At 61.7% G+C, this 13,815-nt stretch carries 14 protein-coding genes; 7 read left to right on the top strand and 7 right to left on the bottom strand.

Features of this window, described 5'->3' with window-relative positions; translation table 11 throughout:
* Positions 1-29: 29 nt before the first annotated feature.
* Positions 30-1,850: a hypothetical protein gene (locus FUU19_RS08400; RefSeq protein WP_202669113.1), complete on the bottom strand. Its 1,821-nt coding sequence runs from the start codon at positions 1,848-1,850 to the stop codon at positions 30-32.
* A gap of 197 nt (positions 1,851-2,047) precedes the next feature.
* Positions 2,048-2,947 carry a LysR substrate-binding domain-containing protein gene (locus FUU19_RS08395; protein ID WP_197832973.1) on the bottom strand — a complete coding sequence of 300 codons (900 nt, stop codon included), beginning with the start codon at positions 2,945-2,947 and terminating at the stop codon, positions 2,048-2,050.
* Between the two features lie 116 nt (positions 2,948-3,063).
* On the opposite strand from FUU19_RS08395, the gene FUU19_RS08390 reads away from it, so the two are divergent.
* On the top strand, positions 3,064-3,843 hold the full coding sequence (locus FUU19_RS08390) for a HalD/BesD family halogenase (RefSeq protein WP_197832972.1): 780 nt from the start codon (positions 3,064-3,066) through the stop codon (positions 3,841-3,843).
* 37 nt (positions 3,844-3,880) lie between these two features.
* Here FUU19_RS08390 and ansP read toward each other — a convergent pair whose 3' ends face one another.
* Together ansP and FUU19_RS08380 are read right to left on the bottom strand one after the other, a co-directional pair.
* Positions 3,881-5,347 (bottom strand): L-asparagine permease, encoded by a 1,467-nt coding sequence (gene ansP, locus FUU19_RS08385; protein WP_141970263.1) that lies wholly within the window; start codon positions 5,345-5,347, stop codon positions 3,881-3,883.
* 437 nt (positions 5,348-5,784) lie between these two features.
* On the bottom strand, positions 5,785-6,222 hold the full coding sequence (locus FUU19_RS08380) for a PACE efflux transporter (RefSeq protein ID WP_141970261.1): 438 nt from the start codon (positions 6,220-6,222) through the stop codon (positions 5,785-5,787).
* Positions 6,223-6,335: 113 nt separating this feature from the next.
* Here FUU19_RS08380 and FUU19_RS08375 point away from each other — a divergent pair, with 113 nt between their 5' ends.
* A complete protein-coding gene (locus FUU19_RS08375) occupies positions 6,336-7,229 on the top strand; it encodes a LysR family transcriptional regulator (protein ID WP_197832971.1) in 894 nt (297 codons plus the stop codon).
* 16 nt (positions 7,230-7,245) lie between these two features.
* On the opposite strand, the gene FUU19_RS08370 is transcribed toward FUU19_RS08375, so the two are convergent.
* Together FUU19_RS08370 and FUU19_RS08365 are read right to left on the bottom strand one after the other, a co-directional pair.
* On the bottom strand, positions 7,246-7,809 hold the full coding sequence (locus tag FUU19_RS08370; RefSeq protein WP_141970257.1) for a DedA family protein: 564 nt from the start codon (positions 7,807-7,809) through the stop codon (positions 7,246-7,248).
* A 50-nt stretch (positions 7,810-7,859) separates the two neighbouring features.
* Positions 7,860-8,537 carry a DJ-1/PfpI family protein gene (locus tag FUU19_RS08365; RefSeq protein ID WP_141970254.1) on the bottom strand — a complete coding sequence of 226 codons (678 nt, stop codon included), beginning with the start codon at positions 8,535-8,537 and terminating at the stop codon, positions 7,860-7,862.
* Positions 8,538-8,628: 91 nt separating this feature from the next.
* On the opposite strand from FUU19_RS08365, the gene FUU19_RS08360 reads away from it, so the two are divergent.
* From FUU19_RS08360 to pbpG, 3 genes are all read left to right on the top strand, one after another.
* Positions 8,629-9,573 carry a GlxA family transcriptional regulator gene (locus tag FUU19_RS08360; protein ID WP_141970252.1) on the top strand — a complete coding sequence of 315 codons (945 nt, stop codon included), beginning with the start codon at positions 8,629-8,631 and terminating at the stop codon, positions 9,571-9,573.
* A 45-nt stretch (positions 9,574-9,618) separates the two neighbouring features.
* A complete protein-coding gene (locus tag FUU19_RS08355) occupies positions 9,619-10,722 on the top strand; it encodes an adenosylhomocysteinase (protein ID WP_202669119.1) in 1,104 nt (367 codons plus the stop codon).
* A gap of 151 nt (positions 10,723-10,873) precedes the next feature.
* Positions 10,874-11,803 carry a D-alanyl-D-alanine endopeptidase gene (gene pbpG, locus FUU19_RS08350; protein ID WP_141970248.1) on the top strand — a complete coding sequence of 310 codons (930 nt, stop codon included), beginning with the start codon at positions 10,874-10,876 and terminating at the stop codon, positions 11,801-11,803.
* Between the two features lie 34 nt (positions 11,804-11,837).
* Here the strand turns inward: pbpG and FUU19_RS08345 are convergent, their stop codons facing one another.
* Positions 11,838-12,293 (bottom strand): GNAT family N-acetyltransferase, encoded by a 456-nt coding sequence (locus FUU19_RS08345; protein WP_043136772.1) that lies wholly within the window; start codon positions 12,291-12,293, stop codon positions 11,838-11,840.
* Positions 12,294-12,369: 76 nt separating this feature from the next.
* On the opposite strand from FUU19_RS08345, the gene FUU19_RS08340 reads away from it, so the two are divergent.
* Positions 12,370-12,774 (top strand): VOC family protein, encoded by a 405-nt coding sequence (locus tag FUU19_RS08340; RefSeq protein ID WP_230490150.1) that lies wholly within the window; start codon positions 12,370-12,372, stop codon positions 12,772-12,774.
* 120 nt (positions 12,775-12,894) lie between these two features.
* Positions 12,895-13,800 (top strand): alpha/beta fold hydrolase, encoded by a 906-nt coding sequence (locus FUU19_RS08335; protein WP_185742314.1) that lies wholly within the window; start codon positions 12,895-12,897, stop codon positions 13,798-13,800.
* The last annotated feature ends 15 nt before the right edge of the window (positions 13,801-13,815 follow it).

The raw sequence follows: 13,815 nt of genomic DNA, 5'->3' as shown, positions 1-13,815 counted from the left end.
CAAACAGACCCCTTGCGGGGCCTGTGTGGTTACCAGGATTTATGTGGGTTGCGTGAGACGATATCGATCTTTTGACACAGCAGTTGGGTGATGTCCACCGAGGTGGGCTGAGCGGCGCTGCCGGTAAAGTTTTTCAGCACGATGGCGATGCGGGCGTAATTGACGTAGCCCTCAGGCAGCGGCAAATACTCGGCAACGTCGAGCGCGGTAATGCGATCCGAGGTCATCGTTGCCGACGCGGCCGGCGTTACCGTGCCGGTGCGGGCCCACTGACAGGCTTTTTCCAGCAGGGGGGTGACGCCGGCATCGCCGCTCAGGGCATATTTGCCTTGGTAGGTGCTGATGGTGACATCAAGGCTGTTCTGGCCTTTCAGGTTGGCCAACGTGGCACGCCACAGCACCAGATCGTTTTTCGCGATCGGGAAGTAGATCTCGACGCGTTTGTCCGCCGTCGTCGCCGTTTTGGTGGTGGCGGTCAGCACGCCGTTTTGCAGCGTTACCGCCAGATCGGCGGTCGCCGTTTGCGAGAGACGTGCGCCGCCGAAGGCGTAGACGTTATTCAACGCCAGCGCGCCGCTTTCTTTCCAGCTCGGCTCCGGCAGATGGTTGACGCCATCGCCCAGATAGAGCAGGCGCCACATGTTGACGTAACCGGGTGCGACGATCTTTTTCATCTCGATGTGGTTGTTGGACCAGCCTTTTTTAATGTCTGCGTTCACCAGATCGAAACCGTCGATATAGCATTTTCCGCTCAGATCGCTGGACTTATCGAAGAAGAAATACTCGACGTATTGGTAGGGCACGCTGCTGCCGGCATCGGTGTTGTTGGTCATCACGCTGTGCCATTGGCTGTCTTTGATTTTTACCGTACCGCCGTTGTTGCTGGTAAAGACCGGCCGGTAGTTGCGGCAATTGGCGTTGCCCCACTCGAAGTGGCAATTTTTGAAGTCCAGCGTGCCGCCTTTAAGGTCGAACAAACCATAGTCGGTATTGGCCAACTGTTCGGTTTCATTGCTAAAGCCGCTGTAGTCGAACGAACAATCGCGGAAGGCCAGGGCATGTACCCCCTGATAATAGTTTCTGCTGTCGCCGAACAGGCATTTGTAGAAGACGATTTTTTCGCCGGCGTTAGCGGTGGTTTCAGACCAGATCGGCCAGAAACAGCCGCGCACCATGATGCTGTGCCAGCTCTGAATATAGGCGTTATTGCCAAAGACAATGCCTTTATACAGGTTGGTCAGCCAGACGTTTTGCACCAGCAGTTGGCAGGCCGGCAGGCCGTGCATGTTTGAGGCATCGCTGTAGACGCACAGGCCGCGCAGGTTGGCCGCCGCGCCAGGGGCACCCACGATGCGCAGGTTATAAATCGCCGGCGCTCCCAGCGAATATTGCACGCGTACGCACTCGATGTTGGTGGCGCCGCTGAAGTCCAGAATGGTGCCCTTAAAATCGACGGCGTTTTTCCACAGCTTCAGGTTGGCGGTGGTTTTACAAGAGCGAACGCCGCCGGGGCCAACCAGAGTAATCCCCGCCGGGGTCGTTGGGATAGGCAACTGCCACCACTCTTCGCCTTTGACCTGCAAGAAGTTGCACGCGCGGGTAATGGTCAGCGAGTAATCCAGTTCATCGCCCGGCAGGTGCCACCAATCGATGCAGTAATCGCCGTCATTGATGATGCGCTTCCAGCGACGGTTTTGCGCGTCGACGAGCAGGGTGACGCCGTTGTCCTGGCTGGTGGTATCCGCATCGTCTCGGGTAAATACGCCGTGATGGTAGCGGTTTTCGAGCATCACCGCGGTCTCGCTACCGGCATAGCTGCGCAGGTTGGCGTAATCATTTAATGAAATCATGGAATAGCCCTCGTTTTGGACAATAAGAGGCCGATGCAATATGGCGATTGCAGGGGCGGCGGCATAGGGAAATGGCATTGTGGCCGAAGGGGGAATCGGTTCGCGATCCCGGTCGGCAGAGATAAATTAACAGGCTGAGGTGAGAGGCTTAAGCGTTCAGGGTTGTGCCTGACGCCAGCAAACATCGCCGCCGGGGTTCAGGTTTGGTCTGTAGATACGAGGGTTTGCAACCAGGCCAGAAACGCCGCTGCGCCGGGTTTTTCCAGCGTGCGCGGCGGGTAAACTACGTAGTAGGGTTTGCTGAGCGGCAGCGCCGGTTCGGCCAGGGTGACCAGCTGGCCTTCCGCCAGTTCACGGGCGATCAGCCGCCGCTGGCCGAGTAGCACCCCGCGCCCTTGCACGGCGGCGTCGATGGCCAGTGACGTCAGGTTATAGGTTAGCCCGCGCCGCGGCGGCGGCGGCCGATCGGCGGCGGTGAACCACTCGTGCCAGCCCGGCAAAAACTGGCTCTCCTTGCCCCAGTCGACGTGGATCAGCGGCAGCTGCGTCCAGTCGCCGCACTCGCGCAGCGCCGGGCTGCACACCGGCTGCACCCGATCCTGAAACAGCTGCACCTTTTCCAGCAGCGGGTAATCCTGATCGCCGAAGCACAGGGCGAAGTCCGCCGCCGAATGGGCGAAATCGACCGCCGCATGGGTGGCGTGCAGCCGCAGATCGCCGTCGGGGCACTGCGCCAGCCAATCGCCCAGCGCCGGGTTCAGCCACTTGGAGGCCAACGCCGGCAACGCGAACACCGTCAGCGCCTGTTTGCCGCGCTGGCGTTCGACGTGCTGCTGCGCCACGCGCAGCGTTTCGAACGCCTCCTGAACGTAGGCCAGGTAGTCCGCGCCCTGTTCGGTCAGCGTGACGCCGCTTTTGGCGCGAATGAACAGCGTGATGCCCAGATGCTGTTCGAGCTGGCGGATTTGCTGGCTGACGGCGGCGGCGGTCAGCGCCAGCGCATCCGCCGCACGGGCCAGGCTGCCGGTGCGAGCGGCGGTTTCGAACGCCAGAATGGCGCTCAGCTTGGGCAGGCGTGCACGGGACGGTGGGGGCATGGGCAGGACTATCGCTAAGAATTCGTTAGCTTATCCATAACGTATTTTTGTTATGGCGGCAATGCGCCATTCGCTACAGTGAGAGGCATCCGGCTATCGCACACGAGGGGAACGTCATGCCGCAACTTGCCGATATTATCGATCTGCCCGCCCATCCCATCGACGACGCCGCATTCCGCGCCCGTTGCAGGCAAACGCTGGAGCGCGCCGGCGCGCTGGTACTGCCGGGATTTCTGCGCCCCGCCGCGCTGGCGACGGTAAGGCTGGAAGGCGCCGAACAGCACCACGCGGCGTTTTACGCCAGCAGCAAACACAACGTGTATCTACGGCCGCAGGACGACGCGCTGCCGGCCGACCACGCGCGCAACCGGCTGGTGGTGTCATCCAAGGGCTGCATTACCGACGAGGATATCCCATCGCAGTCGCCGCTGCGTGCGCTGTACGATGCCCCGGCGTTTCGCGAGTTTCTCTGCGCGGTGTTGGATGAGGCGCAGCTGTATCCCTACGCCGATCGGCTGTCGTCGATCAACCTGCATTACGCCCACACCGGTCAGGAGCTGGGCTGGCATTTTGACAACTCCTCGTTCGCCATCACGCTGTTGATCCAGAAGCCGCAGGCGGGCGGCCGTTTCGAATACGTGGAGAACCTGCGCGACGCCGATCGCGGCGAGATGAACTATGCCGGGGTCACGCAGGTGCTGGACGGCGAGCGGGCGGTCAAACAGCTGGCGATTGAGGAGGGGGATTTGGTGCTGTTTCGCGGGCGCAACGCCATGCACCGGGTGACGCCGACCGAAGGCGACACCACGCGCATGCTGGTGGTGCTGGCCTACAATGCGCAGCCGGATGTCATGCTGTCGGAAAGCGCCAGAATGACGTTTTACGGCCGGTTATAGCGGATAAAAAAACCGCCCCGGAGGGCGGTTTGTCGATTCAGTGCGGGTTCTGCTCTTCGTGAGCCTGCTGCTCCCGCTTCACTTCCTGCGCGCGCTTGCGCAGGCCGAACCAGCCCAGCGTCAGCAACACCGCCAGCACCGGAATAGTGGCGATGGTCCAGGTGCCGTTCGGGTAGTCGAACGCCATCATCACCACCACGATCAGCAGGAACGCCAGCGTCAGCCAGGAGGTGAACGGCGCGCCCGGCATTCTGAACGAGACCGGCTGCGCGCGGCCTTCGCGCACGGCTTTGCGCAGGCGCATCTGGCAAACGATGATAAACGCCCAGGAGGCGATGATGCCCAGCGAAGCGATGTTCAGCACGATCTCGAATACCCGCGACGGTACCAGGTAGTTGAGCACCACGCCGATCACGTAGATGCCGCAGGTAACCAGGATGCCGGCGTAAGGCACCTGCTGGCTGCTCATTTTGGCCATCAGCTTCGGCGCGGAGCCGCCCATCGCCAGCGAGCGCAGGATACGGCCGGTGGAGTAGAGGCCGGAGTTAAGGCTGGACAGCGCGGCGGTCAACACCACGATGTTCATGATGGTGCCGATGTAAGGCACGCCCAGCTTGCTGAAGAAGGTGACGAACGGGCTTTGGCCGGCCTGATAGGCGTTCCACGGCAGCAGCAGCACCAGCAGCACCACGGAGCCGACGTAGAACAGGCCGATACGCCAGATCACGCTGTTGATCGCTTTGGGCATCATTTTAGCCGGATCTTTACACTCGCCGGCGGCGGTGCCGATAAGCTCGATGCCGGCGAAGGCGAAGATCACCCCTTGCACCAGCACCAGCGCCGGCAGCAGGCCGTGCGGGAACATGCCGCCGTTTTCGGTGATCAGGTGCATGCCGGTGGTGTGGCCGGCAACCGGCGTGCCGGTGCCGAGGAAGACGACGCCGACAATCAGGAACAGCGCGATGGCGACGACCTTGATCAGCGCAAACCAGAACTCCATCTCGGCGAACCACTTCACGCCGATCATGTTCATGGTGGCGACGATACCGAGCGCGCCGAGGGCGAACAGCCACTGCGGCACGTCGGCAAAGGTGCCCCAGTAGTGCATGTACAGCGCCACTGCGGTGATGTCGACGATACCGGTCATCGCCCAGTTGAGGAAATACATCCAGCCGGCGACGTAAGAGGCTTTCTCACCGAGAAACTCGCGGGCGTAAGAAACGAAGCTGCCGCTGGAAGGGCGATGCAGCACCAGTTCGCCCAGCGCGCGCAGGATGAAGAAAGAGAAGATCCCGCACACCAGATAGACCAGCGCCAGCGCCGGCCCGGCCAGTTCGAGACGGCCGCCGGTACCGAGGAACAAACCGGTGCCGATCGAACCGCCGATGGCGATCATTTGGATCTGCCGGTTGCCCATGCTTTTGTGATAACCGGATTCATGAGAGTCTAGCCAGCGTCTTCTGGCGGCGTGTTTGTCATCCGCCGACTTTTTTTGTGAGTGCATTATCCGTCCTGTTTACCTGTCTATGATGAACTCCGCCCTGAGCTGCAGAGCAAACGATTGCCATCAGCAATCGTAATGAGAATGAGGTCGTGGCATCATTCCGCTGTTTATTGTGTATACAGCCGCCGTTAAATAACGGCGTGGCATGCTACCGTTTCCCGATAAATGTGGCAAAAAAACCTGCGTACAAAGTGTGAACAATGGTGTGTATTTTTTAAACTGAAAACAAAAGCGCATATTATTCAGTAAGATGAGTCTCATTATCAACACGGAAATATCGAACGATAAAAGTGATTGAAATCACAGAATAATAATTACCGCGCAAATTAAAGGGATTTTGAGGTTATTTCGCGTGAGGGGGGAAAGCGGGCGGAAAATAAAACGATGGCGCCTGCGCGGCAATGAGCGTGCGCAGGCGAATCGGACGAGGGGGAGGCTTAGGCGGATTCACCGGCCGGCAGAGCCGAAGCCGGCAGGCCGAACAGCTTGTCGAACGCCCAGTTAAACAGGAAGGTGTAGCAAGGAATGATGACGATCAGCGCCATATCCAGCAGCAGCGCCTGCCACAGCGTGATGCCCATCCACCAAGCGATCAGCGGGATCAGATACACCACCAGCGTCAGCTGAAAGCCGACGGCGTGCAAAATGCGGCGTTTGAGCGTGCGGGTGCGCGACACCTGGCGGCTTTCCCACCACTCGAATACATAGTTGTAAATAAAGTTCCAGCTTACCGCGATGGTGGTGATCACCACCGCCAGCGGCCCGGTGCTGCTTGGCGCATGGCCCGATAGCAGCGCCAGCCCCAGCGCCGAGATCGCCATGCCGATGATTTCATAAGCGGTGACATACACCAGTTTGCGTTTGACGCCTTGCATCGTTTTCTCCCGAATCTGTTTTTAGTTGCCTCTGTGGCGACGGCGGCTAAGATAACGTCAATCACATTGATAGAAAAAGTCAGGAGCTGTCAGTTAATCTGACAGGTTGAGCGATGAATTTTTCCAGCGACAACATCGAACTGTTTTTGGCGGTGCTCGACCGCGGCTCGTTTTCCGCCGCCGCCCGCGCGTTGCGGCGCGTGCCGTCCGCCGTCAGCATGGGCATCGCCAACATGGAGGCGGAGCTCGGCTTTGCCTTGTTTGACCGTTCTCACCGTGAACCGACGCCGACCGCGCTGGCACTGGCTCTGGCGCCGCACGCCCGCCTGATCGCCGGGCAGCTCAAGCAGCTGCAGGTGCATGCCATCGAACTGTCCCAGGGGCTGGAGAGCCGGCTTTCGATCGGCGTGGCGTCGGATATCAACGGCGCCGGCCTGCTGGCGGCGGTGAAAACGCTGTCGCAGCGTTATCCGCTGCTGAACATCGAAGTGCTCAGCGCACCGCAGGACGACGTGCTGCACATGCTGCATCAGGAGCGCATCGGCGTTTGTCTGGCGTTCGGCGGGCTGAACATCAACAGCGCGGAACAGTTCCACTTCGTCGGCGCGGAATCGCTGGTGGCGATGCTGTCGCCGCAGCATCCGGCGCTGGACGGCGCGGCGGGTGAGCTGTTTCTCGAAGATCTGGTCAACGTGCGGCAGATCATGGTGGCCAGCCGCGATCTGCCGATCGGCGATCTGCGTCCGCAGGTGGCGGAGGCGTATTGGCGCACCGACAGCCTGCCGATGGCGCTAAACATGGTGGAGGCGGGGCTGGGGTGGGGCAATTTCCCGCTGTCGCTGGCCGAGCCGCTGTTGGCGCAGGGGCGGCTGGTGCGGCTGAAATTCAAAAATACCAAGAACGAGCTGCGCTTGCCGATGCATTTGATCTGGCTGAAGAACCGCCCGTTGGACAAGGCGGCGCGCGAGCTGGTCGAGCTGATGCGCGCGGCGCCGCAGGAAAGCTGATGCCAGGCGCGCTGGCTTATTCCGCGTGGCGTTTGCGCCACCAGAAGCGCACCAGCAGGATGGTGGCGATCGCCAGCGCGACAAACAGCAGGCTGGAGAGTTTTTTGTCGAAGCCGGTAACGAAACTTTCGATCGCCTGGCCGCCGAAATAGCCGAGCATGACGAAGATTGTCGCCCACAGAATGGCGCCGAGGAGGTTGAGCGGCACAAAGCGCGACGGCGGCAAGCGGCTGGCGCCGATCAGTACCGGGCCGATGATGCGGAAACCGTACATAAAGCGCACCCCGATAACGAACAGCATCGGGTGGCGAGCGATCAGCCTTCTGGCGCGCGCGATGCGCTTTTCCTGCCCCTTGAGCCGCGCGATGACCCGGCCTTCGAACCGGCGGCCGGCGAAGTACAGCAGCTGATCCCCCAGCGTGCCGCCCAGCGCCACCACGGCTATCACCCACGGCCAGTGCAGCAGCCCTTCGTGGGCGGCGATGCCGCCCAGCAGCGTGATGGTTTCCCCTTCCGCCAGGCAGCCGATAAACAACGCCCAGTAACCGTAGTCCGTAATGTAGTGGGCCAAATCGGTCATTCCTTACTCCTTATGTGACTGACGCATAAGGGCAAGTATACGCCCGATCGCTAGCCTTGGGCGATCTGGGCCACCAGCGCTCTGCGCCGCGCCAGGCTTTCCGCCATTTGTGCCTGTACCTTGGCGTAAATGTGCGGCGGGGCCAGTTCCGGCGTGCCGCCCGTGAACGGCGGAGCCGGGGCGTATTCCAGATAAAGCTGGATCGTCTGGGCTGTGTCTTCGCCGTGCAGTTCGGCGATCAGCGCCAGCGCAAAGTCGATGCCGGCGGTGACGCCGCCGCCGCTGATCACGTTGCCGTCGCGCTCTACGCGTGCTGAGCTTGGCACGGCGCCGAACAGCTTCAGGCTGTCGCGCATCGACCAGTGGCAGGCGGCGCGTTTACCCTGCAATAGCCCGGCGGCGGCCAGGATCAGCGAACCGGTGCACACCGAAGTCAGGTAGCGGGCATCGGCACCCAGCCGACGGATCTGCTGCATAAAAGCCTCATCTTGCAGCGCCTGGGTGCAGCCGCTGCCGCCCGGCACGCACAGCACGTCGCAGCGCGCGATCTCCGGCAGCGGGCGCAGTTGGGTGAAGTGCAAGCCTTCCGATTCGACATCCGCGCCGTCTACCGAAGCGACGATGATTTCCGCGCCCGGCATGTGGCGCAGAAACTGCAGCGGGCCGGTGAAGTCGAGCTGGGTGACGCCTTGATAGATGGGAAATACAATCACGAGTGGTTCAGACATGACATTCGCCTCATTTTTATCGTTGGACCTGGGCCATAATAGCCGCCCTGTTTTTGGCTGATATGACAGATAACCCTCAAAAAGCGCCATCATGAAAACGATCGGTTTTGTGGTTTTTCCCGGTTTTAACCTGCTGGACTTTGCCGGCCCGCTGGCGGCGTTCGATAACGTCAGCCAGTTTACCGATCCGCCGGCTTACCGCTGCGTGGCGATTTCGCCGCAGGGCGGGATGGTCGCCAGCTCGGCCGGGGTGGAGATCGCCACGCAGCCGTGCGGCGACGAGCGTTTCGATACGCTGGTGGTGGCCGGCGGCAGCGGCAACGTGATGGCGGCGCAATCGCCGGCGCTGGTGGCGTTCCTGACGACCCACAGCCGGCGCGCGCGGCGCATCGCCAGCGTGTGCACCGGCGCGTTTATTCTGGCGGCCTGCGGTTTACTGGACGGCAGGCGCGCCACCACCCACTGGTATCACGCGGCGCGATTGCAGCAGAGCTATCCGCGTATCCGCGTCGACAGCAACCGCATTTTCATTCGTGACGGCGATATCTGGACGTCAGCCGGCATCAGCGCCGGTATCGATCTGGCGTTGGCGCTGATCGAGGACGATCTGGGCGCCACGATGGCGGCGGGCGTGGCGCGGCAGCTGGTGGTCTACCACCGGCGACCCGGTGGGCAGTCGCAATACTCGCTGCTGCTGGCGTTGAATCCGTCGTCGGATCGCATGCGCGCCGCGCTGTCGTACGCGCGCGAACACTTGCACCTGCCGCTGTCGGTGGCGGATCTGGCCGACGCCGCCTGCCTGAGCGAGCGGCAGTTCGGTCGGCTGTTCCGCGCCGAAACCGGGCAGACGCCGGCCAAGGTCATCGAGCAGCTGCGGGTGGAGGCGGCCAGGGTGCGCATCGAAGAGAGCGCCGAGCCGCTGGAGGCGATCGCCCGCTTGGTGGGGTTCAGCGATCCGGAGCGCATGAGGCGGGCGTTTATCCGCGTATTTGGCCTGTCGCCGCAGGCGATCCGCCGGCTCGGCCGCGCGGGATAATTTTTTTGCCACGCCTGGCGGCGGGGCACACCAGAGGAGCAACGGATGTATCAGGATTTTGAGAGCGAATTGAGCTGGGCGACGCGCCATATGCCGCGCACCCGGGCGGCGGTGGCAGCGTTGCCGGACCTGCACGGGGTGCGGCTGGCGTGCAATATGCACCTGGATCTGAAAATGGCGCCGCTGGTGGCCGGCCTGCTGGACAAGGGCGCGGCGATCTTCCTGACCACCTGTAATCCCACCACGGTACAGAACGACGTAGTGGCCTGGCTGGAACGGCGCGGCGCGCAGGCTTACGCCTGGCGTGACATGAGCGTCGGCGAATGGTCGGAATCTTTCGATCGCGCGCTGGCCTGGCAGCCGACTCATCTGTGCGAAATGGGGGCGGATCTGACCACCCGTCTGCACCAGTCGCCGAGCGGCCCACAGATCGTCGCCGGGTTGGAGGCCACCGGATCGGGCATCAGCCGGTTAAACGGCGTGGCGCCGCGCTACCCGATCTTCAACTGGGACGATCTACCGGTGAAAGAGGGGTTGCACAATCGGCATATGGTTGGGCTGACCGCCTGGCACACTTTCTTCCAGACCACCCATTTGACGCTGCACGAAAAGCGCGTGCTGGTGATCGGCTACGGCCTGGTTGGGCAGGGGACGGCGGCGGCGGCCAGGGCGTACGGCGGCCAGGTGATGGTGGCGGAAATCGATCCGGCGCGCGCGCTGCAGGCGCGTTATGACGGCTGGCAGGTGGTGGATCTGGCGAGCGCCGTCGCGCAGGCGGACGTGATCGCCACCGCGACCGGCGCGAAAAACGTGCTCTCGGCGCAGCATCTGCAACTGGCGCAGGACGGCGTGTTTATCCTCAACGTCGGCCACGTGGCGGAAGAGATCGACGTCGGCTTCCTCAAGGGCTTGCCGCACCACGAGCCAATGCCTTATGTGAACGCTTACCAACTGAATGAAAAGACGGTCTATTTGCTGGCCAACGGTTCGATGTTCAACCTGACCGCCGGCTATGGCGATAGCCTCAACGCCTTCGACGTGACGCTGGCGGTAATGGCGGCCGGCATCGGCCATATCGTCGGTGCCGGGGCGCGGCAAACGCCGGGGCTGTACCTGCTGCCGCAGTCGGCCTGGCAGCCGGCGCTGTAACTTTTTCGACGCGGGCGTTCATCCCAGAGCGCCCGCGGGCTGCGTCGTTTTTCGGCCGACAGAATTTGTCACAAATCCGCCATACAATCCCAGTGCCAAGCGCTGAACCCTCACATATAATTCGCTGAATTCAAGCCCCCATTTCAGAGTAATGCCTGTGAAAATACGTGTTTTGGTTCTGACTCTGCTCGCTTTGCAGGCGGGCGCAGGCTTTGCGCCACGCGCGCTGGCCAGCGACAACGCCGCCGCCGTGCACGCCACCCAGCCGGAGCTGGCCTCCGGCAGCGCGATGGTCGTCGATATGCAAACCCATAAGGTGATGTACGCGCGCAACCCGGATGAGGTGGTGCCGATCGCCTCGATCACCAAGCTGATGACCGCGATGGTCACGCTGGACGCGCACCTGCCGCTCGACGAGATGCTGGCGGTGGATATTCACCAGACGCCGGAGATGAAAGGGGTGTATTCGCGGGTGCGGCTGAACAGCGAAATCAGCCGTAAGGATATGCTGCTGCTCGCGCTGATGTCGTCGGAAAACCGCGCCGCCGCCAGCCTGGCGCACCACTATCCGGGGGGTTACAACGCCTTCATCAAAGCGATGAACGCTAAGGCCAAGGCGCTGGGCATGACCAATACCCATTATGTGGAACCGACCGGGCTCTCTATTCATAACGTGTCGACGGCGCGCGATCTGACCAAGCTGCTGATCGCCACCAAGCAATACCCGTTGATCGGCCAGCTCAGCACCACCACCGAGCGCATGGCCAGCTTCAAAGACCCGAACTACACGCTGCCGTTCCGCAACACCAACCACCTGGTGTACAACCCGAAATGGAACATTCAGCTGACCAAAACCGGCTTCACCAATCAGGCGGGCCACTGCCTGGCGATGCGCACCATGATCGGTAACCGCTCGGTGTCGCTGGTGGTGCTGGACGCCTTCGGCAAATATACCCACTTCGCCGACGCCAACCGTCTGCGCAGCTGGATTGAAACCGGCAAGGTGACGCCGATCCCGGCCGCCGCCCGCGACTATCGTCGCCAAAAAGACGCCAGCCTGGCGAAAAACGCCACCGAATGACCCGCCTGACGGCCTGCTCATTTGCAGCAGGCCGCTATCGGCCCTCGGGCCGCCTGATGACAAATCCCCGCTCGCGATCGCCGTCGAAACCCGCTTTGAGATAAAGCTGGTGCGCGCCGGTGCGTTGCTGCCCCGACAGCAGCATCACCTTGTAACAGCCCTTGCGCCAGGCCAGCTGCAGCGCGTATTCGATCATCGCGAGTGCCACGCCGTGGCCGCGATAGGGCTCTGCCGTCACCACGTGTTCGATGACGCCGAACGGTTGCGCCTGGTGCGCCAGCCCCGGGATCAGCGCCAGCATGCAGGTGGCGATCGGCTGTTCCTCATCCGCTGCCACCACCAGACGGATCGCCGAATCGTCCAGCAGGCGTTGCAGGGCGCGGCGCGCGTCGTCGGTGCGCAGTGGCGCATCCTGTGGGCGCAGCTCGCGATAGAGAGCCAACAGGCCGTTGAGATCGTCCGGCTGCGCCAGGCGGTGAATGATGCTCATGGTTGCTCCTTTCCGCCGCTTCAACGGTAATCCGCTATCCTCCATTAATACCACAACGATTGCCGGAGAGGATGTTATGAGTCAGGTTTCGACCTTTGTCATGTTCCAGGGGGAGGCGCAGCAGGCGATCGACCTCTACAGCCAGGTGTTTGAGCGTTTTCGGCTCATGCAGGTGCAGCATTACGACCCGACGCCGGACGGCCGGCGGTTGATCAAGCATGCCACCATCGATTTTGACCGGCAGAACCTGGTGTTTATCGACAGCCCAATCAGCCATGATTTCAGCTTCACTCCGGCGGTGTCGCTGTTCATCAACCTGCCTAACGAACAGGCGCTGGAGCAGGCGTTCCGCCGCCTGGCGGAGGGCGGCAAGGTGCTGATGCCGCTCGACGACTACGGCTTCAGCGCCCGTTTCGGCTGGCTCAACGATCGCTTTGGGCTCTCCTGGCAGCTCAATGTGCCGGCGGGCGATCTGCCCTGACGTTAAGGGCGAGCGTGCAAAAGGAATGGTAATTACTGCTGTTATTTCATATTGTTATCACCACTTTGGCGAGGAGCTTTGCCGTAGGAAATACCGACAACATTCATGGAAAGGTGCGCTTTGATTGATTTTGACCGCTATGTTGAGCAAGCGAAGTCTTACGGTGAGTGGCCGGGCGGGCATGTGGACATGTCGTCCGGTCGCGTCGAGGGGTTGAGCTATCGTCTGTATCGGCAAACTGCCGAGAGTGAAGACGTGATCCTGGTCTATCACGGCGGCGGGGTTAACAGCGCCGCCGGGTATGACATTCTTGCGCGCCAGCTGGCTGCCGAGCCAATGCTCGCGGTGTGCCTGGTCGATATTCGAGGGCATGGCGATTCCACGGGAGAGCGGGGGACGGTTGAGCGGCCTGAGCGGATTTGGCGCGATGTCGATGCCATTCTGGCGGAAATGCGCCACCGTTTTCCGTTGGCGCGCAGGCACCTGCTTGGCCATTCCAGCGGCGCCGGGATGTTGCTCAACTATCTGACCCGCTATCCTTGCGAGCAGCAGGCGGACAGCCTGATCCTGCTGGCGCCGGAGCTGGGGCCATTTTCCGGGATGGCCCGCGATCTGCCGGCGGCCGCTCGTTTTGCTCAGGTGCGTCAATGGCCCTTTGTGGCCAATGCGCTGAGCGGCGGGCGGTGGTTTGGGCAATCCCGGGCGGTCAGCCTGAATTTTCCCCCGGCCGTGCTGGCTACCGCCCCCGATTTTGTCTGCCAATATAGCGTCAATATGGCTAACGCGTTGACGCCACGCACCCCGGCAAAGCAACTGGCGGCGCTGCGATTGCCGACCTTGCTGCTGGCGGCAGCGCAGGATGAGTTGTTCAGCGCGCAATCCTTGCAGCGTTTCGTCGAACAGCACGGCAGTGCACATGTTGCCTTTGGTTTGCTTGAGGGCAGTACGCATTTATCGTGCGTTTTTGAGGCCCACGGTCATGTCCTGCGTTATCTCTCGCGCGTTTTCGCTATCGCATCCGATTGAGACGCTCCCGTGTAT

It is taken from the genome of Serratia montpellierensis (assembly GCF_020858655.1).
GTDB lineage: Bacteria > Pseudomonadota > Gammaproteobacteria > Enterobacterales > Enterobacteriaceae > Serratia > Serratia montpellierensis.
Note: the sequence above shows the minus strand (reverse complement) of the source record. Positions and strands in the feature narration are given on the sequence as shown.